This window comes from Streptomyces sp. S.PB5, from assembly GCF_030403745.1.
Classification (GTDB): Bacteria; Actinomycetota; Actinomycetes; order Streptomycetales; family Streptomycetaceae; genus Streptomyces.
Genome location: NZ_JAQMWP010000001.1, coordinates 13,688 through 35,856 on the forward strand (window position 1 = coordinate 13,688; position 22,169 = coordinate 35,856).

22 protein-coding genes are annotated in these 22,169 nt (G+C 71.2%); 17 read left to right on the forward strand and 5 right to left on the reverse strand.

The annotated features are described in order from the left end of the window. The 6 genes from PH203_RS00070 (at position 1) to PH203_RS00095 (ending at position 6,621) form a co-directional block, all read left to right on the forward strand. On the forward strand, positions 1-393 hold the full coding sequence (locus tag PH203_RS00070) for a VOC family protein (protein WP_289914623.1): 393 nt from the start codon (positions 1-3) through the stop codon (positions 391-393). A 249-nt stretch (positions 394-642) separates the two neighbouring features. Further along, on the forward strand, positions 643-1,041 hold the full coding sequence (locus tag PH203_RS00075; RefSeq protein ID WP_354671228.1) for a hypothetical protein: 399 nt from the start codon (positions 643-645) through the stop codon (positions 1,039-1,041). 46 nt (positions 1,042-1,087) lie between these two features. Then, entirely contained in the window at positions 1,088-4,303 is a 3,216-nt protein-coding gene (locus PH203_RS00080) for a S41 family peptidase (RefSeq protein ID WP_289914626.1), read from the forward strand. 39 nt (positions 4,304-4,342) lie between these two features. Beyond that, positions 4,343-4,696: a histidine triad nucleotide-binding protein gene (locus PH203_RS00085; RefSeq protein ID WP_289914627.1), complete on the forward strand. Its 354-nt coding sequence runs from the start codon at positions 4,343-4,345 to the stop codon at positions 4,694-4,696. 6 nt (positions 4,697-4,702) lie between these two features. After that, positions 4,703-5,608, forward strand: a complete 906-nt coding sequence (locus tag PH203_RS00090) for a ribonuclease Z (RefSeq protein ID WP_289914630.1) — start codon at positions 4,703-4,705, stop codon at positions 5,606-5,608. Between the two features lie 20 nt (positions 5,609-5,628). After that, a complete protein-coding gene (locus tag PH203_RS00095; protein ID WP_289914632.1) occupies positions 5,629-6,621 on the forward strand; it encodes an adenosine deaminase in 993 nt (330 codons plus the stop codon). A gap of 55 nt (positions 6,622-6,676) precedes the next feature. Here PH203_RS00095 and PH203_RS00100 read toward each other — a convergent pair whose 3' ends face one another. Beyond that, the gene (locus PH203_RS00100) at positions 6,677-7,888 is read right to left on the reverse strand and encodes an MFS transporter (protein WP_289914634.1); all 1,212 of its coding nucleotides are present in this window, start codon (positions 7,886-7,888) and stop codon (positions 6,677-6,679) included. A 177-nt stretch (positions 7,889-8,065) separates the two neighbouring features. Then, entirely contained in the window at positions 8,066-8,851 is a 786-nt protein-coding gene (locus PH203_RS00105) for an IclR family transcriptional regulator (RefSeq protein WP_289914636.1), read from the reverse strand. Positions 8,852-9,001: 150 nt separating this feature from the next. Between PH203_RS00105 and PH203_RS00110 the strand changes: the two genes are divergently transcribed. The 3 genes from PH203_RS00110 to PH203_RS00120 all read left to right on the forward strand — a co-directional run bounded on the left by PH203_RS00110 (position 9,002) and on the right by PH203_RS00120 (position 12,692). Beyond that, positions 9,002-9,907, forward strand: a complete 906-nt coding sequence (locus tag PH203_RS00110) for a 5-dehydro-4-deoxyglucarate dehydratase (RefSeq protein WP_289916568.1) — start codon at positions 9,002-9,004, stop codon at positions 9,905-9,907. Beyond that, on the forward strand, positions 9,904-11,193 hold the full coding sequence (locus PH203_RS00115; protein WP_289914638.1) for a glucarate dehydratase family protein: 1,290 nt from the start codon (positions 9,904-9,906) through the stop codon (positions 11,191-11,193). The genes PH203_RS00110 and PH203_RS00115 overlap by 4 nt, the downstream gene beginning before the upstream one ends. Before the next feature lie 392 nt (positions 11,194-11,585). Further along, positions 11,586-12,692: a PfkB family carbohydrate kinase gene (locus tag PH203_RS00120; protein WP_289916571.1), complete on the forward strand. Its 1,107-nt coding sequence runs from the start codon at positions 11,586-11,588 to the stop codon at positions 12,690-12,692. Between the two features lie 441 nt (positions 12,693-13,133). Here the strand turns inward: PH203_RS00120 and PH203_RS00125 are convergent, their stop codons facing one another. Then, positions 13,134-13,847, reverse strand: a complete 714-nt coding sequence (locus PH203_RS00125) for an FAD binding domain-containing protein (RefSeq protein ID WP_289914639.1) — start codon at positions 13,845-13,847, stop codon at positions 13,134-13,136. 302 nt (positions 13,848-14,149) lie between these two features. On the opposite strand from PH203_RS00125, the gene PH203_RS00130 reads away from it, so the two are divergent. The 6 genes from PH203_RS00130 to PH203_RS00155 all read left to right on the forward strand — a co-directional run bounded on the left by PH203_RS00130 (position 14,150) and on the right by PH203_RS00155 (position 18,503). Next, positions 14,150-15,226, forward strand: a complete 1,077-nt coding sequence (locus tag PH203_RS00130; RefSeq protein WP_289914642.1) for a PhoH family protein — start codon at positions 14,150-14,152, stop codon at positions 15,224-15,226. 13 nt (positions 15,227-15,239) lie between these two features. Continuing rightward, positions 15,240-15,737, forward strand: coding sequence for an rRNA maturation RNase YbeY (gene ybeY / locus PH203_RS00135; protein WP_289914643.1), 498 nt, complete (start codon positions 15,240-15,242; stop codon positions 15,735-15,737). Beyond that, the gene (locus PH203_RS00140) at positions 15,734-17,041 is read left to right on the forward strand and encodes a hemolysin family protein (protein ID WP_289914646.1); all 1,308 of its coding nucleotides are present in this window, start codon (positions 15,734-15,736) and stop codon (positions 17,039-17,041) included. Before ybeY ends, PH203_RS00140 begins: the two co-directional genes overlap by 4 nt. Then, positions 17,038-17,397, forward strand: coding sequence for an MmcQ/YjbR family DNA-binding protein (locus tag PH203_RS00145; RefSeq protein ID WP_289914648.1), 360 nt, complete (start codon positions 17,038-17,040; stop codon positions 17,395-17,397). The genes PH203_RS00140 and PH203_RS00145 overlap by 4 nt, the downstream gene beginning before the upstream one ends. A 23-nt stretch (positions 17,398-17,420) precedes the next feature. Then, positions 17,421-17,771, forward strand: coding sequence for a cytidine deaminase (locus tag PH203_RS00150; RefSeq protein ID WP_289914653.1), 351 nt, complete (start codon positions 17,421-17,423; stop codon positions 17,769-17,771). A 258-nt stretch (positions 17,772-18,029) separates the two neighbouring features. Further along, a complete protein-coding gene (locus tag PH203_RS00155; RefSeq protein ID WP_289914655.1) occupies positions 18,030-18,503 on the forward strand; it encodes a hypothetical protein in 474 nt (157 codons plus the stop codon). A 90-nt stretch (positions 18,504-18,593) separates the two neighbouring features. On the opposite strand, the gene PH203_RS00160 is transcribed toward PH203_RS00155, so the two are convergent. Then, positions 18,594-18,932, reverse strand: a complete 339-nt coding sequence (locus PH203_RS00160; protein WP_289914657.1) for a P-II family nitrogen regulator — start codon at positions 18,930-18,932, stop codon at positions 18,594-18,596. 319 nt (positions 18,933-19,251) lie between these two features. On the opposite strand from PH203_RS00160, the gene era reads away from it, so the two are divergent. Further along, a complete protein-coding gene (era, locus tag PH203_RS00165; RefSeq protein ID WP_289914658.1) occupies positions 19,252-20,214 on the forward strand; it encodes a GTPase Era in 963 nt (320 codons plus the stop codon). 39 nt (positions 20,215-20,253) lie between these two features. Here the strand turns inward: era and PH203_RS00170 are convergent, their stop codons facing one another. Further along, the gene (locus PH203_RS00170; protein ID WP_289914659.1) at positions 20,254-21,189 is read right to left on the reverse strand and encodes a helix-turn-helix transcriptional regulator; all 936 of its coding nucleotides are present in this window, start codon (positions 21,187-21,189) and stop codon (positions 20,254-20,256) included. Between the two features lie 120 nt (positions 21,190-21,309). On the opposite strand from PH203_RS00170, the gene PH203_RS00175 reads away from it, so the two are divergent. Continuing rightward, positions 21,310-22,164 carry an NAD(P)-dependent oxidoreductase gene (locus PH203_RS00175; protein ID WP_289914661.1) on the forward strand — a complete coding sequence of 285 codons (855 nt, stop codon included), beginning with the start codon at positions 21,310-21,312 and terminating at the stop codon, positions 22,162-22,164. Positions 22,165-22,169: the final 5 nt, after the last annotated feature.

Genomic DNA, 22,169 nt, shown 5'->3' on the forward strand with positions numbered 1-22,169 from the left:
TTGGAACTCGCTCAAGTCCGGCTGCTCGTCACCGACTTCCCCCTCTGCTACCGCTTCTACGCCGATGTCCTCGGCCTCAAGGCGCAGTCGGGGGCGGCGCAGGGCCCGTACGAGAAGTTCGGGTTCGCCGTCGGCTCGGCCGGTATCGCGCTTCAGGACCGGGCCATGATGGCCGGGGTCCTGGGGGAGTTGGCCGAGGCGGCGAGCGGGCACCGGTCGCTGGTCGTGCTGCGCGTCGACGACCTCGACGGGTACTGCGCGCAGATCAGCGAGCGGGGAGCCGCCCTGCTGCACGGACCCGCCCCCATGACCGACCGGATGCGGGTCGCCCACCTCAAGGACCCCGAGGGGAACCTGGTGGAGCTGCAGGAGTGGCTGCTTCTGCGCGGCTGAGGTCCCACCCGGCCCCACCCGGCCGACGGCCCTTCGGACGAGTGATCGAGCGTCACTCGATTGTGGGGTGAGTGTCCGTATGCGCTCTACCGCGTCGTCCGTGACAGTGGGAAGCTGCCCTCCATGGGGGCAATGCGGAGGATTTGGGACCGGCCACGTGGACAGCGAGCGGCCGCCGTGGCCGCGCTCGCCGTGGTTACCGTAGGCGGGGCCGTCGCCTGTGATCCCGCGGGGCTGAGCTCCGCGTCCGTGGCGTACACGACCGACCAGACGGTGACGCGGGAGCTGAATCGGCAGAAGGCCGGTGTGCAGTGGCTGACCTGCAACGCCACCTACGGGAACCGGCCCACCCCCACGGCCACCGAGAACGCCGTCGCCGAGGTGACGTGCACGGGCGAGACCAACGACGGCAAGGACATCGACGTCAACGGGAAGATCACCCGGGTCGTCAACGGGCAGTGTGTGCGCGGTGAGTTGACCGCCAAGATCGACGGCAAGCAGTGGTTCCAGGTCAACGGGCTGGGCAACTGCAACGCCTCGCCCGAGCCCGGCGGCAACGGGCGGCCGGGGGCCACCGTCACCGTGACCGTCACGGAGACCGTCTGGTGTGACAAGTACCCGGATTGCCGCCCGGTCCAGGGCAAGTGATCCAAAGCCCTGTCGGCGGAGCGCCAGCCCTGCATAGGGTGACCGGGTGACACAGCCCGCGACGTCCTCGTATCTCCGATTCCCGCACCTCCACGGCGACTTGGCGGCTTTCACCGCCGAGGACGACGTCTGGATCGCCCCCCTCGACGGCGGCCGGGCCTGGCGGGTCAGCGCCGACAATGTGCCGGTCTCCGTGCCGCGCATCTCGCCCGACGGTACGACGGTCGCCTGGACCTCCACCCGGGACGGCGCCCCCGAGGTGCACATCGCCCCGGTCGACGGCGGGTCGGCCAAGCGGCTGACCCACTGGGGGAGTTGGCGCACCCAGGTCCGCGGCTGGACCCCGGACGGCAAGGTCCTCGCCATCAGCACCTACGGGCAGGCCAGCCTGCGCCGCTCCTGGGCGCACGCGATCCCGCTCGACGGCGGCCCCTCGACCGTCCTGCCGTACGGGCCGGTCGGCGCCGTCGCCCTCGGGCCGAGCACCGTGCTGCTGTCCGCGCCGATGGGCCGGGAAGCGGCTTGGTGGAAGCGGTATCGCGGGGGCACCGCGGGCAAGTTGTGGATCGACCGCGAGGGGGACGGGGAGTTCGTACGGCTGCACGAGGACCTGGACGGGAACATCGAGTTCCCCGTGTGGGCGGGGGAGCGGATCGCCTTTCTCTCCGACCACGAGGGGGTCGGTGCCGTCTACTCCTCCCTCGGTGACGGGTCCGATCTGCGTCGCCACACACCTCTCGACTGCTTCTACGCCCGGCACGCCTCCGGTGACGGCACCCGGATCATCTACTCCTCCGCCGGTGAGCTCTGGGTTCTCGACGACCTGGACGGGGCCGAGCCGCGCCGGCTCGACGTACGGCTGGGCGGGCAGCGCACCGACCGGCAGCCCTTCCCGGTGAACGCCTCCCGCTGGTTCGGCTCGGCCGCTCCCGACCACACCGCGCGCGGCAGCGCCGTCGGGGTCCGGGGCGCCGTGCACTGGGTCACCCACCGGTCGGGACCGGCCCGGGTGCTCGCCGCCGAACCCGGCGTACGGGCCCGGCTGCCCCGCACCTTCCGCACGGAGGGCGAGGAGTGGGTGGTGTGGGTGACGGACGCGGAGGGCGACGACGCCCTGGAGTTCGCGCCCGCCACCGGACTCGCCCCCGGCGCCACCCCGCGCCGGCTCGCCGCCGGACAGCTCGGCCGGGTCCTCGGCCTCGCGATGGCCCCCGACGGGAGCCGGGCCGCGGTCGCCGCGCACGACGGACGCGTGCTGCTCGTCGAGCGGGAGACCGGCGAGGTGCGGGAGGTGGACCGCAGCGAGGAGGGGGACGTCTCCGGGCTGGTCTTCTCGCCGGACTCGGCGTGGCTCGCCTGGTCGCACCCCGGCCCGCGGCCCCTGCGGCAGCTGCGGCTCGCCAACACCACCGACCTGTCGGTCACCGAGGCGACGCCCCTGCGCTTCCAGGACTACGCGCCCGCCTTCACCCTCGACGGCAAGCACCTCGCGTTCCTCTCCAACCGCTCCTTCGACCCGGTCTACGACGAGCACGTCTTCGACCTCGCCTTCGTCGTCGGCGACCGGCCGCACCTGATCACGCTGGCCGCGACCACGCCCTCGCCGTTCGGGCCGCAGCGGCACGGGCGTTCCTTCGAGGCGCCCGACAAGGACGAGACGCCCGAGAGCGAGGGCACCCCCGCCACCCGGATCGACCTCGACGGACTCGCCGACCGGATCGTGCCGTTCCCCGTCGAGGCCGCCCGCTACTCCAACCTGCGCGCGGCCAAGGACGGTGTGCTCTGGCTGCGCCACCCCGTCCAGGGCGTCCTCGGCTCCTCCCGGGCCACCCCGGACGACCCCGACCCCAAGACCGAGCTGGAGCGCTACGACCTCGCCCAGCAGCGACTTGAGCATCTCGCCGACGACGCCGACCACTTCGCCGTCAGCGGGGACGGCAAGCGGGTCCTGCTGTGGACCGACGGGCGGCTGAAGGTCGTACCCAGCGACCGGCGCGCCGCGAAGGACGACGACAACGACACCAACATCACCGTCGACCTCGGACGGATCCGGCAGACCGTCGACCCGTCGGCCGAGTGGCGGCAGATGTACGAGGAGACCGGCCGCATCATGCGGGACCACTTCTGGCGCCCCGACATGAGCGGCGTCGACTGGTCCGGGGTCCTCGACCGCTACCGCCCGGTCGTCGACCGCGTCGCCACCCACGACGACCTCGTCGACCTCCTCTGGGAGGTGCACGGCGAGCTCGGCACCTCGCACGCCTACGTCACGCCCCGCGGAGGCTTCGGCGGCGGCGCCCGCCAGGGCCTGCTCGGCGCCGACATCTCCCGCCACGAGGACGGCCCGCACGGTGCGGCGCAGTGGCGCATCGACCGCATCCTGCCGACCGAGACCTCCGACCCCGAGGCCCGCTCCCCGCTGGCCGCACCCGGCGTCGCGGTGCGCGCGGGCGACGCGATCGTCGCCGTCGGCGGACACCCGGTCGACCAGGTCACCGGTCCCGGCCCGCTGCTGGTCGGCACGGCGGGCAAGGCGGTCGAGCTGACGATCTCCCCGTCCGGCGGCGGCGATCTGCGGCACGCCGTCGTCGTACCCGTCGCGGACGAGGAACCCCTGCGCTACCACGCCTGGGTCGCCGACCGCCGGGCCTACGTCCACGAGAAGTCCGGCGGCCGGCTCGGCTACCTCCACGTCCCCGACATGCAGGCCCCCGGCTGGGCCCAGATCCACCGCGACCTGCGCGTCGAGGTGGCCCGCGAGGGACTCGTCGTGGACGTCCGGGAGAACCGCGGCGGCCACACCTCCCAGCTGGTCGTCGAGAAGCTCGCCCGGCGGATCGTGGGCTGGGCGCTGCCGCGCGGGATGCGGCCGTACAGCTATCCGCAGGACGCGCCCCGGGGGCCGGTGGTCGCCGTGGCGAACGAGTTCTCCGGCTCCGACGGGGACATCGTCAACGCGGCCATCAAGGCGCTCGGCATCGGCCCGGTGGTCGGAACGCGCACATGGGGCGGGGTCATCGGCATCGACAGCCGGTACCGGCTCGTCGACGGGACGCTGATCACCCAGCCCAAGTACGCCTTCTGGCTGGAGGGTTACGAGTGGGGCGTGGAGAACCACGGCGTCGACCCGGACGTCGAGGTGGTCCAACGGCCGCAGGACCACGGCGCCGGGCGGGACGTACAGCTCGACGAGGCGATCAGGATCGCCCTGGAGGCGCTGGAGAACAGTCCGGCCAAAACGCCGCCGTCTCTGCCCTCCTAGTTACGATGCCCCCACACCCATCAGCCGAAGGGACACCACATGCCAGGGGAACCGCAGGACGACTGCCTGTTCTGCAAGATCGTCGAAGGGCACATCCCTGCGACGATCGTCCGCGAGACCGACACCACCGTCGCCTTCCGGGACATCAACCCCCAGGCACCCACGCACGTCCTGGTGATCCCCAAGGTCCACTACGAGAACGCCGCCGCCCTGGCCACCGCCGAACCGGCGATCGCCGGTGACGTGCTCCGTGAGGCGCAGTCCGTCGCCGACGAGGACAAGCTGGAGAGCTACCGCATCGTCTTCAACACCGGTGCCGGCGCCGGCCAGACCGTCTTCCACGCCCACGCGCACGTCCTCGGCGGCCGCGGCCTGGAATGGCCTCCCGGGTAACCCACCGTGTCCGTACGTGAATTGGTGGTCCTCGGCACGGCCAGCCAGGTCCCCACCCGCCATCGCAACCACAACGGCTACCTCCTGCGCTGGGACGGCGAGGGCATCCTCTTCGATCCCGGCGAGGGCACCCAGCGCCAGATGCTGCGCGCCGGGGTCGCCGCGCACGACCTCAACCGGATCTGCGTCACGCACTTCCACGGCGACCATTCGCTGGGGCTCGCCGGTGTCATCCAGCGGATCAACCTCGACCGGGTGCCGCACGAGATCACGGCCCACTACCCGAAGTCGGGGCAGCGGTTCTTCGACCGCCTGCGGTACGCGACGGCGTACCGGGAGACGGTGGAGATCACGCAGGCGCCGGTGAGCGCGGACGGCGTGCAGGGCACGGCCGCTTCCTACGCGCTGGAGGCCCGCAAGCTGTCCCACCCCGTCGAGTCGTACGGCTATCTCGTCGTCGAGCCCGACGGGCGCCGCATGCTGCCCGACCGGCTCGCCGCGCACGGCATCAAGGGGCCGGACGTCGGACGGATCCAGCGGGAAGGCGCCGTCGGCGGGGTCTCGCTGGAGGACGTCAGCGAGGTGCGGCGCGGGCAGCGGTTCGCGTTCGTCATGGACACCCGGCTGTGCGACGGCGTGTACGCGCTGGCGCAGGGGTGCGACATGCTTGTCATCGAGTCGACGTTCCTGGACGAGGACACGGCGCTGGCGGTGGAGCACGGTCACCTGACCGCCGGGCAGGCCGCGGCGGTCGCGCGCGAGGCGGGTGTGAGACACCTCGTGCTCACCCACTTCAGCCAGCGGTACAACGACCCCGACGAATTCGAACGGCAGGCGCGCGCCGCCGGGTTCGAGGGGGAGCTGACGGTGGCGCACGATCTTCTGCGGGTGCCGGTTCCGAAACGTCGGTAAAGCGGCCGTACGATGCTGCGATGCCCCTCCCCAAAGCAGAACTGCACCTCCACATCGAAGGCACGCTGGAGCCGGAGCTGGCGTTCGAGCTGGCCGCCCGGAACGGCGTCGAGCTGCCGTACGCCGACACGGACGAACTCCGCAAGGCGTACCGGTTCGAGGACCTGCAGTCCTTCCTGAACCTGTACTACGAGCTCATGGCGGTCCTGCGCACCGAGCGGGACTTCGAGGACCTGGCCGACGCGTACCTCGCCCGCGCCGCCGCGCAGGGGGTGCGGCACGCGGAGATCTTCTTCGACCCGCAGGCGCACATCGCGCGCGGTGTGGAGATGGGCACGGTCGTGGAAGGGCTGTGGCGGGCGCTGGGCAGCAGCGAGGCGAACCACGGTGTCTCGACCCAGCTCATCCTGTGCTTCCTGCGGGACGAGTCCGCGGAGTCGGCCCTTGAGACGCTGGAGGCCGCCAAGCCGTACCTCGACCGGATCGTCGGCGTCGGGCTCGACTCCGCCGAGGTCGGGCATCCGCCGGTGAAGTTCCGCGAGGTGTACGAGGCCGCTGCGCGGCTCGGGCTGCGGCGGGTTGCTCATGCGGGGGAGGAGGGGCCGCCCTCCTACATCGTCGAGGCGCTGGACGTGCTCGGGGTGGAGCGGATCGACCATGGGCTGCGGTGCATGGAGGATCCCGAGCTGGTCTCGCGGCTGGTGCGGGAGCGGGTGCCGCTGACGTTGTGCCCGCTGTCCAATGTGCGGCTGCGGACGGTGGACGTGCTGGCCGATCATCCGCTGCCGGCGATGCTGGACGCGGGGTTGCTGTGCACGGTGAACTCCGACGACCCCGCCTATTTCGGTGGGTACGCCGGGGACAACTTCGACGCGGTGCGCTCGGCGCTGGGCCTGGGCGAGGAGCGGTTGCGGGAGCTGGCCCGGAACTCGTTCGTCGCGTCCTTTCTGGAGCACGACGAGGAGCGGCGGGAGCGGTATCTCGCCGAGGTTGAGGCTTACGAGTTTTCGTAGTCGTGTGCGGGCGCGTGGGGGCTGGTCGCGCAGTTCCCCGCGCCCCTGAGCGCCCCTAAAGGGGCGCTACGGCCGCTGTTTCGTAGGCGTGTTGGGCCGGGACAGCCGAGGCCTCCACGGTGATCTCTACCACCGGCATCGTCCGGTTGCCCGCCCGTCGCGCTGTCGCCGTCATCGGTACGGCGATCAGCAGCAGCCCCGCTGCCAGGATCAGGCCCATCGTCGGGAAGCCGGCCTGGGCCGCCAGCACGCTGCCGGTCAAGGGGCCCGCTGCGGTGCCGAGTGACGACGCCGAGCCCACCAGGACCGCCCAACGGCCCCGTGGGTCCAAGGAGGCGGCCAGGCCGATGACGTACGACAGGACGATCGGGTAGAGCAGGTTCCAGGCGATCTCGCCCGTCGCGAAGGTCGTCAGGTCGGTCGCGGAAGCGCTCAGGATGACGCAGGCCGCGATCAGGGCCGTACCGCCGCCGATGGGCAGGGCGTAGCCGAGCCGTGGGCCGAGGGCGCCCGCTCCCACCACTCCCAGCAGGCCCGCGCCGAGGGCTGTCGCGAAGACCGCGCCGACCGTGGCCTCGGTCAGGTGGGCCTGGGTGAGGCCGATGCGGCCGCTGACGCCCCAGAGGGCGTTCTGGGCGAGGGACCAGCACGGGAGGGTGGCGGCGAGGAGCAGGCCCGCGCGGAGATGGGGGAGCGGGGTCTTGGCTGTTCGGCGGGTCTGCGGGACGGGGGTGTGCCGGGGGAGACGGGTCGTCAGGGGCCAGACCGCCAGGGCGGTGAGGGCGATCGCGGCAAGCGGCTGGCCGTGGCCCTGGCCCAGGTGGGGCACGGTCAGATAGACGGCGCCCGCCAGGGCGGAGACGCTGAGCAGGCCGAGGGTGGTCGTGCGGTGCGGGTTGTGCTGGGCGGCGATGCCGGTGGCGGCGACCGCCGTCGCCGTACCCGATCCGAAGCCGCCGAGGATCGCGCCGGCGACCACTAGGGCGACGGTGCCGGTGAGGGCGGCGCAGCCGTAGCCGGCGAACGCCAGGGCAAGGCCGGTACGGGCCAGCCGGCGGGCACCGAGGCGTTCGACTCGGGACGCAAGCACGAAACCTGCGGTGGCCGAACCCAGCAGCAGCGCGCTGCCGATGGCACCGGCCTGCGAGGCGGAGAGCGGGAGGCCCGCGTCCAGACGGCCGACGGTGGTCGGCATCAGATACGGGGCGAGGTAGCCGGCCGTGAAAAGGGCGACGAGGGGCCAGGCGGTGGTGCGGGGGGCGGACACGGGCGTTCCCAGGGCGTGCGGAATGAGCGGCTCAAGAAAGGGGGTTGGGGCGACGACCGTCGACGGACAGGAACGCGCGGAGAATTTGTATCAAGCACGCGGTTCCAGAAGAAGAGCGGGAGGTGTGATCTGAGGCACCTTGTGTTTCGGGTGGGAAAGAGCGGGTAAACGGGCGCCTCAGCGCCAGTGAACCGCCGCCCCGCCCGCGGCCGGAACCGTCGCCTCGATCTTCGCCCTGATCTCCCGCATCACCGCCACGATCTGCTCCTCGTGCCCGGGCGTCAGCCGCGCCACCGGGACCGAGCAGCTGATGGCGTCCTGGGCCGGGGAGTCGTACCGCAGGGCGAAGCCGAAGCCGATGATGCCGAGGACGCCCTCCTCGCGGTCGACGGAGTGGCCGCGCGCACGGATCCCGGCGAGGTCGGCGGCGAGGGCGGCGCGGGTGGTGTGCGAGTTGGGGGTCAGGGCCTCGTAGGGGCCGGGCGGCAGTTCCCCGTCGGGGCGTTCGGCCAGCAGGACCTTGCCGAGGGCGCCGACGTGGGCGGGGAGGCGGCGGCCCACCCGGCTGATCGTGCGCAGGTACTCGTGGGACTCGCGGGTGGCCAGATACGCCACGTCGTGGCCGTCCAGGCGGCCCATGTGGATCGTCTCGCCCAGCGCTTCGGACGCCTCGTCGAGATAGGGGCGTACGACCCGGACGCGTGGGTCGGAGTCGAGGTAGCCGGTGCCGGTCAGCAGGGCATGGATGCCGATGCCGTAGAGCGAGCCGGTGACGTCGGTGCGGACCCAGCCGCGCGAGATCAGGGTCTGGAGCAGCGCGTACATCGAGCTGCGCGGCACTTCGAGCTCATCTGCCAGCTCCTGCAGGCGTGCCGGGCGGTCTCCGCGGGCGGCCAGCACTTCCAGCAGTTCGACCGTCCGCGCGGCCGACTTCACTTCGCGCACGCCTCCTGTCTCTGACATGTGCCGATCGTAATCCGGGGGAATCGGGGCATTGACGGTCCGTGTTCGCGTATCTAATCTCCATTTCCATACGTGGATGACATCTACATGGGGAGATGAGTGAGGGTGAGTCTCGACACCGGCGCCGTGGTGCGGCGGCTGCGGGAGGGTATGGCGGATGGTGTGCTGTCGTTCCCGCTGACCAGCTTCCGCGCCGACGGCTCGCTCGACCCGGACGGCTTCCGTGCCCATGTCGCCGCCCAGATCGCCACCGCCCCCGGGGCCGTCTTCCCCGCCTGCGGCACGGGGGAGTTCTTCTCGCTGGACGAGGAGGAGTACCGGACCGTCGTCTCGATCGCCGTGGCGGAAGCGGGCGGACGTGTGCCCGTCGTCGCCGGCATCGGATACGGCTGGGCGCAGGCCGCGCGCTTCGCCCGTGTCGCCGAGGACGCGGGGGCGGACGCGCTGCTGGTCCTGCCGCACTATCTGGTCGCCGCCCCGCAGGAGGGGCTGGTGGCGCAGCTGGAGGAGATCGCCGCCCGGACCCGGCTGCCGCTCATCGCGTACCAGCGGGGGCAAGTCGCCTTCACCGCCGACTCGTTGCGGCGCATCGCCGCCATCCCGACCGTCATCGGCCTCAAGGACGGGCACAGCGACCTCGACCGGCTCCAGCGGCTCACCCTCGCCGCCCCCGAGGGCTTCCTCTTCTTCAACGGCGCCGCCACCGCGGAGATCCAGGCCCGCGCCTACGCCACCGTCGGCGTCCCCGCGTACTCCTCCGCCGTGCACGCCTTCGCCCCGGAGATCGCGAACGCCTTCTTCGCCGCCCTGAAGAGGGGCGACGAGGGAGACGTGGGAACGGTGGAGAAGCTGCTCCGCGACTTCTACGTCCCGCTCGTCGAACTCCGCGACCGGGTCCCCGGATACGCCGTGTCGCTGGTGAAGGCGGCCGCTCGGCTGCGGGGGCGGCCGGTGGGGTCCGTGCGGGCGCCTCTCACCGACCCTTCGGCCGGTGATCTGGCCGATCTGCGGAACCTCCTCATCGCCGGCCTCGACCTCGTAGGAGCCTCCCTGTGAACCTCACGATCACGGACGTACGGCTGACGCCGATCCTCGTCGCCGACCCGCCGCTGCTCAACACCCAGGGTGTGCACCAGCCGTACACCCCGCGGCTGATCGTGGAGGTCGAGACCGCGGACGGGGTGACCGGGGTCGGGGAGACCTACGGCGACACCAAGTACCTGGAGCTGGCGCGGCCCTTCGCCGCGAAGTTGCCAGGACGCCAAGTGTCCGATCTGAACGGGCTGTTCACCGTCGCCGAACAGGTCGCCGTCGACTCCTCCCGGGTCTCCGGGAAGGTCGATGTCGGCGGGCTGCGGGGAGTGCAGACCGCCGACAAGCTGCGGCTGTCCGTCGTCTCCGCGTTCGAGGTCGCCTGCCTCGACGCCCTCGGCAAGGCGCTCGGGCTGCCCGTGCACGCGCTGCTCGGGGGGAAGGTGCGGGACTCCGTCGAGTACAGCGCCTATCTGTTCTACAAGTGGGCCGATCATCCCGCGGGGGTCGCCGGTGAGAAGGACGACTGGGGGGCGGCTCTCGATCCGGCCGGGGTGGTGGCGCAGGCGCGGTTGTTCAAGGAGCGGTACGGGTTCACCTCGTTCAAGCTCAAGGGCGGGGTGTTTCCGCCGGACGAGGAGATCGCGGCCGTACGGGCGCTGGCGGAGGCCTTTCCCGGGCATCCGCTGCGGCTCGACCCCAACGGTGCCTGGAGCGTGGCTACTTCGCTGAAGGTGGCCGAGGAGGTGGGTGACGTCCTCGAATATCTTGAGGACCCCGCACTTGGTACGGCCGCCATGGCTGAAGTGTCCGCCGGGACCGGTGTGCCGCTCGCCACCAACATGTGCGTGACGACCTTCGCGGAGATCCAGGAGGCGTTCGCGAAGGACGCCGTGCAGGTGGTGCTGTCGGATCACCACTACTGGGGCGGGCTACGGAACACCCAGCAACTCGCCGCCATCTGCCGGACGTTCGGGGTGGGGGTGTCCATGCACTCCAACACGCATCTGGGGATCTCGCTGGCCGCGATGACCCATGTGGCGTCGACGGTGCCGAATCTTCACCATGCCTGTGACTCGCACTATCCGTGGCAGTCGGAGGATGTGCTGACGTCGCGGCTGACGTTCGAGGGGGGTGAGGTGGCGGTGTCGGACGCGCCCGGTCTCGGGGTCGAACTCGACCGCGAGAAGGTGGAGTTCCTGCATCGGCGGTGGCTCGATGACGACGGGGCGCTGCGGGAGCGGGACGATGCGGCGGCCATGCGGGTTGCGGAGCCGGGGTGGGTCACGCCGAGTGTGCCTCGCTGGTAGGGCGGGCTTTTTCTCGCCCCCGCCGCCCCTTCCCTCCCCCAGAGGGGGGGACCCCCACCGTCCCCTGGGGGCCGCCGCCCCCAGACCCCCGCTTCGGCCCTGAACGGGCCTCGTCCTCAATCGCCGGACGGGCTGGGATTGCCTGGACCGGCGTTGCGAGCGGATCCGGACGCGGGTGACGACGGTACCGGGGGCCGCTTCCGCCCCTGAGTCCCCGCCGGGTGCGCGCGTATCGCATGTCCGGAGCCCTCCTCCGCCTGACGGGACGGGCGGGTCGGAGGTGAGCGGCGGCCCGTTGTCAGTGGTGTGGTGCAGACTGGCCTGATCGGCACCACGTCAGGGAGCGCACCGTGATCGCGTCCGGGAAGGGACCGTCGTACGACACCGCAGGCATCGGTGAGACCGGGCAGCGTCAGGCCGCCGCCCAGGTCGATCCGCTGGCCGGGCTGCGCGGACCGGGCGATCCGCCCTGGGACGTGTATCTGACCGGCACGGTCTTCCTCGACATCATCTTCACCGGGCTCGCTTCCGCCCCCGTGCGTGGGACCGAGTCCTGGGCGCGGGGGATGGGGTCGAGCCCCGGCGGGGTCGCGAACATGGCCACCGCGCTGGCCCGGCTGGGGCTGAAGACGTCCCTCGCGGCGGCCTTCGGGTCCGATCACTACGGCGAGTACTGCTGGGACGCGCTGGCGCAGGGCGAGGGCATCGACCTCTCACTGTCGCGCACGGTCAGCGGCTGGCACTCTCCGGTGACCGTTTCCATGGCCTACGAGGGGGAGCGGACGATGGTCTCCCACGGCCATGAGCCGCCACCCGAGGAGCCCGCCCCTGACTGCCCGCCGCGCGCGCGTGCGGCCGTGGCATCGCTGGTGCCGGGCAGGCGGGCGCCGTGGATCGCCCAGGCCGCGAGCAAGGGCACCCGGATCTTCGGTGACGTCGGCTGGGACGAGACCGGGGAGTGGGACCTGGCGGGCCTGGCCGATCTGGAGCACTGCGAGGCGTTCCTGCCGAACGCGGAGGAGGCCATGCGGTACACCGGCACCTCCTGCCCGCGTGAGGCCGCCCACGCGCTCACCGCACATGTGCCGGTCGCGGTGGTCACCCTCGGGGCGGAGGGCGCGTACGCGGTCGACCGGCGCACCGGGGAGGCCGCGGAGGTCCCCGCCATCGCCGTCGAGGCCCTCGACCCCACCGGCGCCGGTGACGTCTTCGTGGCCGGCTTCGTCACCGGCACGCTCGCCGGCTGGCCCCTGGCGGACCGCCTCGCCTTCGCCGGCCTGACCGCCGCCCTCTCGGTCCAGGAATTCGGCGGCTCCCTCTCGGCACCGGGCTGGTCCGAGATCGGCGCCTGGTGGCGCAAGGTCCAGTCCGTGGCGGGCCAGGACCCGACGGCCCTGCACCGGTACGGCTTCCTGGCGGACCTGGTGCCCGCGGAACAGGCCCGGCCCTGGCCACTGCGACGAGCTGTACCGACGATCGGCTTCCGCCGGTCGGCTTGAGAGCGGCTTGAGATCGGCCTGCGATTCAGGGCTGGGGAGGGGGAAGGGGGAGGGGGCTGGTGGCCGGGGGCCATCCGGGCGGGCGTGGTGTGTGGGGCGGTGGTGTTGGCCGGGGGCTTTCGCCGGTTGGTCCGGCTGGTGTGCGTGGTGCCGGTGATCGTGTTCCTGGGGCTGGGGCTGGGGCTGGGGCCGGGGCCGGGGCTGGAGTCCAGGGTCCGCGTGAGGGTCGGCGGACGGGTTTCTGAGGCTGGTGGGGCGGCCCGCTCCCCGCGTTCCGTGCGTCCGGGGGACGGTCGGCGGAGGGGTTTCTCTTGGTGGGCGGCTACCCCTCGCGTTCCGTGCGTCCGCGTGACGGTCGGTGGACGGGCTTCTCAGGCCGGTGGGGCGGCCGGCCCCCGCGTTCCATGCGTCCGTGTCTCCGCGTGACCGTCTGTCGTCGGTTCAGGTGGTCCGGGTGGTGAGCGTGGTCACCTCGGTGTGGATCACCTGGCGGGCCTTTTCCGGCAGGGCGCCGATCGAGGTGTGGTCCAGGGCGTCGAGGGGCGGACCGGCCTGCGGGGCGTACTCCACGCTCTCGCTCAGCACGTCGTAGCCGTCCCGTACGGCGACTCGCAGCAGGCGTCCCTCCGCCGTGGCCGTCACCGCGGCGGCGACCACCAGCGGGGGCTCGCCGCCCGGGCCGTCGGGGAGCTTGCGGTGGCTGCTGGCCAGAGGGGTGCGCCAGCGGAGGTTCAGGAGGACCGGGCGCTTGGCCGTGAGCTCGGTGAGGTCGGTCTCGTACGGGCCCTCCGCGTCCAGGACCGTGGCGCGGGCGTCCAGGACCAGGGCCGCCGGGAGCAGACAGCGCAGGCTGCTGCCGACTATGTTGCCGCCGACCGTCGCCGTCCGGCGCACCGCGCCCGTGCCGACCCGGGAGGCCGCCCGGCGCAGTACCTCCGGGACCCGGTCGTCGACCTTGGACAGGAGCACCGCCGCGCCCAGTTCCTCGGCGCCGAGGACATTGGCCTCCGGTACCTCGCGCAGCGACATGGCCTGCTCCGGGAAGCCGTCCCGTTGCCAGACGGCCCACTGCAGGGTGGCGCCGCCGACGGGTATCGCTCCCTCGGACAGGCACTGCTGTGCCTCGGACACGGACGTGGGCAGACGCAACAGCACGACCGACCTGCTTTCCCCGGACTTTCGGCGACGGACTTTCGGCGACGGTCTACGCCGCCCGAACACGTGTGGCACGGACGGGGCGGATTCTGCCCATCCCCGCGGGGGTCGCATGCAGGGCTCACCGTTTCACTGAGGGCGCCCTCACCGGTCCCGCCCTGGGAGACGGTCCGGGAGGCGGTCCGCTCCCGAAAAGGCCTACGGGGTTGTCAGTCCCCCGGCGTACCCTTGAAATCGCCAGGCCGCCCATGTGGCGGGCGAGTCGTTTCGAGGAGGACGAGCAAGGCCTACAGAGCCGGCCCATGACTCAGACACCCACAGCTCACACACCCGCGCAGGGGCAGGCGAGAGCACAGTTCACCGTCCCCGCCCAGCACCCCATGGTGACCGTGCTGGGGTCCGGCGACTCCCTTCTGCGCGTGATCGAGAGGGCCTTCCCGGCGGCCGACATCCATGTCCGGGGCAATGAGGTCAGCGCGGTCGGCAATCCGGCCGAAGTCGCCCTCATCCAGCGCCTGTTCGACGAGATGATGCTGGTGCTCCGCACCGGACAGCCGATGACGGAGGACGCAGTGGAACGCTCCATCGCCATGCTCAGAGCGAGTGAGAACGGCGAGGGGGACGGCCCGGAGACCCCGGCCGAGGTCCTCACCCAGAACATTCTCTCCTCGCGCGGCCGCACGATCCGCCCCAAGACCCTCAACCAGAAGCGGTACGTCGACGCGATCGACAAGCACACGATCGTCTTCGGCATCGGCCCCGCCGGTACCGGCAAGACCTATCTCGCCATGGCCAAGGCGGTGCAGGCCCTGCAGTCCAAGCAGGTCAACCGCATCATCCTGACCCGGCCGGCCGTGGAGGCCGGAGAGCGGCTGGGCTTCCTGCCCGGCACGCTCTACGAGAAGATCGACCCCTATCTGCGCCCGCTGTACGACGCGCTGCACGACATGCTCGACCCCGACTCCATCCCCCGGCTCATGGCCGCGGGCACGATCGAGGTCGCGCCGCTGGCGTACATGCGCGGCCGTACGCTCAACGACGCCTTCATCATCCTCGACGAGGCCCAGAACACCTCGCCCGAGCAGATGAAGATGTTCCTCACCCGGCTCGGCTTCGACTCGAAGATCGTGATCACGGGTGACGTGACCCAGGTCGACCTGCCCAACGGCACCAAGTCGGGTCTGCGTCAGGTCCAGGACATCCTCGAAGGCCTCGACGACGTCCACTTCTCCCGCCTGTCGTCGCAGGACGTCGTACGGCACAAGCTGGTCGGCCGTATCGTCGACGCGTACGAGAAGTACGACAGCAAGCACGGCACCGAGAACGGCACGCACAAGGACAAGGGCGGCCGGGGGCGGTCCGGGCACAAGGGGAAGTAGACACCTCAGCACCATGTCGATCGACGTCAACAACGAGTCCGGAACCGAGGTCGACGAGCAGGCGATCCTCGACATCGCCCGCTACGCACTCGCGCGGATGCGCATCCACCCGCTCTCCGAGCTCTCGGTGATCGTCGTGGACGCCGACGCCATGGAGCAGCTGCACATCCAGTGGATGGACCTGCCGGGGCCCACGGACGTCATGTCCTTCCCGATGGACGAGCTCAGGCCGCCCAGCAAGGACGACGACGAGCCCCCGCAGGGCCTCCTCGGCGACATCGTGCTCTGTCCCGAGGTCGCCAAGAAGCAGGGCGAGGAAGCCGAGACGCAGCACACCATGGACGAGGAGCTTCAGCTGCTCACCGTCCACGGTGTGCTGCACCTGCTCGGATACGACCATGAGGAGCCGGACGAGAAGGCCGAGATGTTCGGCCTCCAGGCGGCCATCGTGGACGGATGGCGGGCCGAGAAGGGGCTGACGGGTCCGTCTCCCGCCCCGACCGTGTCATGAGCCTTCCCCTCGTCTCCGGCGCCATCGCGCTGGTGGTCGTCGCCTGGCTCGCCGCCTGTGCGGAGGCGGGCCTGGCCCGCATGTCGAGCTTCCGCGCCGAGGAGGCCGTCCGCTCCGGGCGGCGCGGCAGTGCCAAGCTCGCCCAGGTCGCCGCCGACCCGACCCGTTATCTCAACGTCGCGCTGCTGGTCCGCGTGGCCTGCGAGATGGCCGCGGCCGCCCTGGTCACCTACGCCTGCCTGCAGGAGTTCAACGGCACCACCGAGGCGCTGCTCGTCGCCATCGGGGTGATGGTGCTGGTGTCGTACGTCGCCGTCGGGGTCTCCCCGCGGACCATCGGCCGCCAGCATCCGCTCAACACGTCCACCGCGGCGGCGTACGTGCTGCTGCCGCTCGCGCGGGTCATGGGGCCGATCCCGAATCTGCTGATCCTCATCGGCAACGCGCTCACGCCGGGCAAGGGGTTCCGGCGTGGGCCCTTCGCCTCCGAGGCGGAGCTGCGGGCGCTGGTCGATCTCGCGGAGGCGGAGTCGCTCATCGAGGACGACGAGCGGCGGATGGTGCACTCGGTCTTCGAGCTGGGGGACACGCTGGTGCGGGAAGTCATGGTGCCCCGGACCGATCTGGTGGTCATCGAGCGGTACAAGACGATCCGTCAGGCGTTGACGCTGGCGCTCAGGTCCGGGTTCTCGCGGATACCGGTGACCGGGGAGAGCGAGGACGACGTCGTCGGGATCGTGTATCTCAAGGATCTGGCCCGTAAGACGCACATCAGCCGCGATGCCGAGAGCGAGCTGGTGTCGACGGCGATGCGGCCCGCCGCGTTCGTGCCGGACACCAAGAACGCCGGGGATCTGCTGCGGGAGATGCAGCGGGACCGCAACCACGTCGCCGTCGTCATCGACGAGTACGGCGGCACGGCCGGCATCGTCACCATCGAGGACATCCTCGAGGAGATCGTCGGGGAGATCACCGACGAGTACGACCGTGAGCTGCCGCCGGTGGAGGAGCTGGGCGAGGAGCGGTACCGGGTCACCGCCCGGCTCGACATCACCGACCTGGGAGACCTGTACGGGCTCGACGAGTACGACGACGAGGACGTGGAGACCGTCGGAGGCCTGCTCGCCAAGGCGCTCGGGAGGGTGCCGATCGCGGGGGCGTCCTCGGTGGTCGAGCTTCCGGACGGGCGCGGACTGCGGCTCACCGCGGAGGCCGCCGCGGGGCGGCGGAACAAGATCGTCACGGTGCTGGTGGAGCCGGTGGAGCCGGTGGAGCCGGTGGAGGACCCCAAGGAGGAAGAGTGACCCCGAAGGAACTGCGGGACTTCTGCCTGTCCTTCAACGCCGCGGTCGAGGACTTCCCCTTCGCTCCGGAGATCCCGGTCTTCAAGGTGCTCGGCAAGATGTTCGCGCTGAGCTGGATGGACAGCGAACCGCTGAAGGTCAACCTCAAGTGCGACCCGGAGGACGCGATCCGGCTCCGCGGCGAGCACGAGGGGCTGATCATTCCCGGGTACCACATGAACAAGCGGCACTGGAACACGGTGACGGTGGACGGTGCGTTGCCGGACCGGCTGGTGCGGGAGCTCATCGAGGACTCCTACGACCTTGTGGTGGCGGGGCTGCCGCGGGCGGAGCGGCTCCGGCTGGACCGGGGCTGAGGCGTGGTGTTTATGCTCGGCTCATGACCGACAGCGCGCTTGATCCCGAGGACCGCAAGATCGTCACCCTGGCTCGTTCCGCGCGGGCTCGCAACGGGGTGCCCGAGGGGGCGGCCGTGCGGGACGAGACGGGGCGGACCTATGCGGCGGGGACGGTCGCTCTCGACTCGCTGCGGTTGAGCGCGCTGCGGACGGCTGTGGCCATGGCCGTGGCTTCCGGGGCGAAGTCGCTGGAGGCGGCGGCGGTGGTCACCGAGGCGGAGTCGGTGCCCGCGGAGGATCTCTCGGCGGTACGGGATCTGGGCGGGGCGGCTACGCCGGTGCTGGTGGCCGGGCCGGACGGGGCCGTGCGACGGACGGTGTCCGCGGGCTGAGCCCCGGCGTTCCTCGCCCTCAGCCGGCGTCACGAGGCGGCGTAGCCGCGGTCGGCCGAAATTGAACCTTGTCGTCGTCAGTCTCTCGCGCATCAATGGAACCGGTGGTTCCGACGGTCCGTCAGATTTTTCCCGCCACCCCCCACACGGAGCGTTCCGCACCACGCCCGTCGGAGGGTCGTCGGCGGGTCGTCGGGTATCTCCCGCATCCATCCCCACATGGCGAATTCCCTGTATGGGAAGGGAGTCGGAAACCCTATGAGAGGCAAACGAACCGGTACCGGTGCGGCGCTGGTGGTCGGGGCCCTCGCGGTCTCGGGCCTGGCGTTCGCGCCGTCCGCGGTCGCCGTGACACCTGACACCGCGACCATCACCGCCGACTGCGGAAGCTTCGGCAGCGGTCAGGCCACGCTCACCGCCACCCAGGACGGCACGGCCGCGACGATCACCGTCACCTCGGCGATCACCGCGCCGATCGCGCTGTCCGAGGACTCCATCACCTCCACCCTCACCCTGGCGAAGGCCGGTGGCGGCACCGCCACCTTCAGCGGCACCGAGAATCCGGCCCTTGCCGCCGGTGACCCGGTCACCGTCGGGCCGCTCAGCGGCACCGTGGCCTCCGGTGACAGCCTTGAGGCCTACGGCGGGTCGCTGCAGATCGTCGTCTTCGGGATCACCGTCACCTGCACGGCGACCGGGCCGCAGTCGCCCGGACCGTTCGTGTTCGACTGAGAATCCGCGATCGAACCGGGCCAATGGGCCCGTGTGGAGCGTCAGTTCAAGCCGCCACGAGCTGAACTGACGCTCCATCAGTTCGCAGTCTCAGAGCGCGTCGGGACCGCGCTCGCCCGTGCGCACCCGGACGACCGTGTCGACCGGCAGGACCCAGACCTTGCCGTCGCCGATCTTGCCGGTCTGGGCGGCCTTGACGATCGCGTCGATGACGGCGTCGGAGTCGGCGTCGTCCACGACGACCTCGATACGGACCTTGGGGACCAGGTCCACCTGGTACTCGGCGCCGCGGTACACCTCGGTGTGGCCGCGCTGCCGGCCGTAGCCGCTGGCCTCGGTCACGGTCAGACCGTGCACACCGAGCTCCTGGAGGGCGGTCTTCACCTCGTCGAGGCGGTACGGCTTGACGATGGCGGTGATGAGCTTCATGCCTGGCTCTCGACCTTCTGGCTGGAGGGGACGGAGGACGCGCTGACCGGGGCGCCGTGGCCCAGGACGCCGTGATCGTATGCCGTCTCGGCGTGCACCGTAAGGTCCAGTCCGGTGTGCTCCTGGCGAGGCGGTACGTCACCAGGGATGTGTCGGAACGGCCCAGACCGCGGTACTGGCGCTCGCGTTTCCGGCCGAGCTTGCCATGCTTGTCGAGCTGCTCACGGCGAGGTGAGCGGCGGGGTGAGCGCCGAGGCGGTTCCGGTCCGGGGCCCGGGGTGATGTCCGCTGTGCGGCGGGGGTCCGGGGATCAGGGAGAATGGGGGGCATGAGCGTTCGTACCCAGTCATCCGAGCAGTCGGGCCAGCCCGTCCACCGTGCGGGCTTCGCCTGCTTCGTGGGGCGGCCCAACGCGGGCAAGTCCACCCTCACGAACGCTCTGGTCGGGCAGAAGGTGGCGATCACCGCCAACCAGCCGCAGACGACCCGGCACACGGTACGGGGGATCGTGCACCGGCCCGACGCCCAGCTGATCCTGGTCGACACGCCTGGGCTGCACAAGCCGCGGACGCTGCTCGGCGAGCGGCTCAACGACGTCGTCCGTACGACGTGGGCCGAAGTCGACGTCATCGGGTTCTGCCTCCCCGCGAACGAGAAGCTCGGTCCCGGTGACCGCTTCATCGCGAAGGAACTGGCCGGGATCAAGAAGTCCCCGAAGGTCGCCATCGTCACGAAGACGGACCTCGTCGACTCCAAGACCCTCGCCGAGCAGCTCATCGCGATCGACCAGCTCGGCAAGGAGCTGGGGATCGAGTGGGCGGAGATCGTGCCGGTGTCGGCGACGGCGAACAAGCAGGTCGACCTGCTCGCCGACCTCCTGGTCCCGATGCTCCCCGAGGGGCCCGCGCTCTACCCGGACGGTGAGCTCACCGACGAGCCCGAGCAGGTCATGATCGCGGAACTGATCCGCGAGGCCGCGCTGGAAGGTGTCCGCGACGAGCTCCCCCACTCCATCGCGGTCGTGGTGGAGGAGATGCTCCCCCGCGAGGACCGCCCCGCCGACAAGCCCCTCCTCGACATTCACGCCTTCGTCTACATCGAGCGCCCCAGCCAGAAGGGCATCATCATCGGCCCCAAGGGCAAGCGCCTGAAGGAGGTCGGTATCAAGTCGCGGAAGCAGATCGAGGCGCTGCTGGGGACACCGGTCTTCCTCGATCTGCATGTGAAGGTGGCGAAGGACTGGCAGCGGGATCCTCGGCAGTTGCGGAAGCTGGGGTTCTGAGGGGTTCTCCTCGCCCCGCCGCCCCTACCCGTCCCTCCCTCAGAGGGGGGACCCCCACCGGGGGCTGCCGCCGCCAGACCCCCGCTTCGGCGGACGGGCTGAGTGATGCGGACCGGCGTCAGTGAATTCGGCCCCACTCGGGGCCATGTCCTGCAGACCCACCACCCGCAGCAGCCGCAAGCGCTCGTACGACTCCGTGCCCGGGCGGGCCGTGTGGATGATCAGCAGGTGGTGGTCGTCCTGGTTCAGGAGGATCTCGCAGTCGAGTTCCAGGAGGCCTACCGCCGGGTGGCGGAAGCGCTTGGTGGACTGGCGGCGTACGGCCACCTCGTGTTCGTTCCAGAGGGTTGCGAACTCCTCGCTCGATGAGCGGAGTTCAGCCACCAGCGCGGCCGGTGTCGGGTCGTCGGGGCGGGCTGCCGATACCGCTCGGAGGTTGGCCACGTGGGCGCGGGCGTGGTCGGGGATGTCCTCCGGGGGGAAGAGGTCGCGTGACGCCGGGTCCAGGAAGAAGCGGCGGAGGAAGTTGCGGTCGCGGGGCGGGCGGGCGAAGGCGTCTCCGGTCAGGGCCCTCGACATCGCGTTCTGGGCCAGGATCTCGCCGCAGTCCGTCACCACGTGCGCCGGGGTGTCGTGCAGACGGTCGAGGACCAGGAGCAGACCTGGGCGTACGTGTGCCGAGGTCGGCTCTCTGCGGGGCGGCTCCTCGCCGGTCAGGTGGAACAGGTGGTCGCGTTCGTCCGCGGTGAGGCGGAGGGCACGGGCCAGTGCCGTCAGCATCTGGCGGGACGGGCGTGGGCCCCGGGACTGTTCCAGGCGGGTGTAGTAGTCCACCGACATGCCCGCCAGCGCCGCCACCTCCTCCCTCCGCAGGCCCGGTGTACGGCGGCGGGCGCCCGCCGTCAGGCCCACGTCCGACGGCTCCAGTCGGGCGCGCCCGCGGCGCAGGAAGTCGGCTAGCTCGGCTCGGTTCACCTCTCCAGGCTGCGGCAACCCGCCCGGCTTATCCAGGGACTGTCGGTCCCCCGATCCACAGGTCTCTCCCGTCGCCCCCGACTCCGTCCCAGGCTGGTCGGTGACGAGAGGAGCATCCACATGCTGACATTGGTGACAGGGACCACCGGGCAGGTCGGGCGGCGGTTCACGCCCAGGCTGATCGCCCAGGCACGGCCCGGCGAGCGGGTTCGGGTCCTCGTGCGGGACGCCGCCCGCGGGGAACCGTTCGCCGAGCTCGGCGCCGAGGTCGTCGTCGGGGACCTACGGGACGACGCGGCCCTCGGGAAGGCCGTCGCAGGGGTGGACGCCGTCGTCAACGTCGCCGCCGCCTTCCGCGGGGTGCCGGACGACGAGGCCCGGGCCGTCAACCGGGACGCCGCCATCGCCCTCGGCCGCGCCGCCCTCGCCGCCGGCGTACAGCGCTTCGTGCAGGTCAGTACGGGACTGGTGTACGGCATGGGGCGGGGGCGTCCGGTGACCGAGGAGGACGAGAGCCGGCCCGGCGGTTCGATGTGGGGCGCGTATCCCGAGTCGAAGGCGCGGGCGGAGCGGGAGTTGCTGGCCCTGGAGGGGCTGGACGTGCGGGTCGCCCGGCTGCCGTTCGTGTACGGGGAGGGCGATCCGCATCTCGCGCAGTCCCTGATGTGGGCCGGGAACTGGGCGGCGACACAGCGGCTGCACATGGGGCACCACGCGGACGTCGCCCAGGGGCTGCTGCGGATCCTGCACGCACCGGGTGTCGCCGGCCGGATCTACAACATCGCCGACGACGCGCCCGTCACGGCGGTGGAGCTGCACCAGTTGAACGGGGCCGAGGTCCCGGCCGGGCTCCGGGACCGCACCGACCCCGACCCGTGGCAGATGATCATGTCCACGGAGCGGATCCGGAGGGAGCTGGGGTATCGGCCGGTCTTTCCGTCGGTCTACACGGCCAGGGATGCCGGAGCCCTTTGACCCGC

Excerpts from the sequence above, each read along its gene's own strand:
- PH203_RS00085 (WP_289914627.1), top strand. The coding sequence starts at position 4,343 with ATGCCAGGGGAACCGCAGGACGACTGCCTGTTCTGCAAGATCGTCGAA.
- PH203_RS00095 (WP_289914632.1), top strand. The coding sequence starts at position 5,629 with ATGCCCCTCCCCAAAGCAGAACTGCACCTCCACATCGAAGGCACGCTG.
- PH203_RS00105 (WP_289914636.1), bottom strand. The coding sequence starts at position 8,851 with ATGTCAGAGACAGGAGGCGTGCGCGAAGTGAAGTCGGCCGCGCGGACG.
- PH203_RS00110 (WP_289916568.1), top strand. The coding sequence starts at position 9,002 with ATGGCGGATGGTGTGCTGTCGTTCCCGCTGACCAGCTTCCGCGCCGAC.
- PH203_RS00130 (WP_289914642.1), top strand. The coding sequence starts at position 14,150 with ATGACTCAGACACCCACAGCTCACACACCCGCGCAGGGGCAGGCGAGA.
- ybeY (WP_289914643.1), top strand. The coding sequence starts at position 15,240 with ATGTCGATCGACGTCAACAACGAGTCCGGAACCGAGGTCGACGAGCAG.
- PH203_RS00140 (WP_289914646.1), top strand. The coding sequence starts at position 15,734 with ATGAGCCTTCCCCTCGTCTCCGGCGCCATCGCGCTGGTGGTCGTCGCC.
- PH203_RS00150 (WP_289914653.1), top strand. The coding sequence starts at position 17,421 with ATGACCGACAGCGCGCTTGATCCCGAGGACCGCAAGATCGTCACCCTG.
- PH203_RS00155 (WP_289914655.1), top strand. The coding sequence starts at position 18,030 with ATGAGAGGCAAACGAACCGGTACCGGTGCGGCGCTGGTGGTCGGGGCC.
- PH203_RS00160 (WP_289914657.1), bottom strand. The coding sequence starts at position 18,932 with ATGAAGCTCATCACCGCCATCGTCAAGCCGTACCGCCTCGACGAGGTG.
- era (WP_289914658.1), top strand. The coding sequence starts at position 19,252 with ATGGGGGGCATGAGCGTTCGTACCCAGTCATCCGAGCAGTCGGGCCAG.
- PH203_RS00175 (WP_289914661.1), top strand. The coding sequence starts at position 21,310 with ATGCTGACATTGGTGACAGGGACCACCGGGCAGGTCGGGCGGCGGTTC.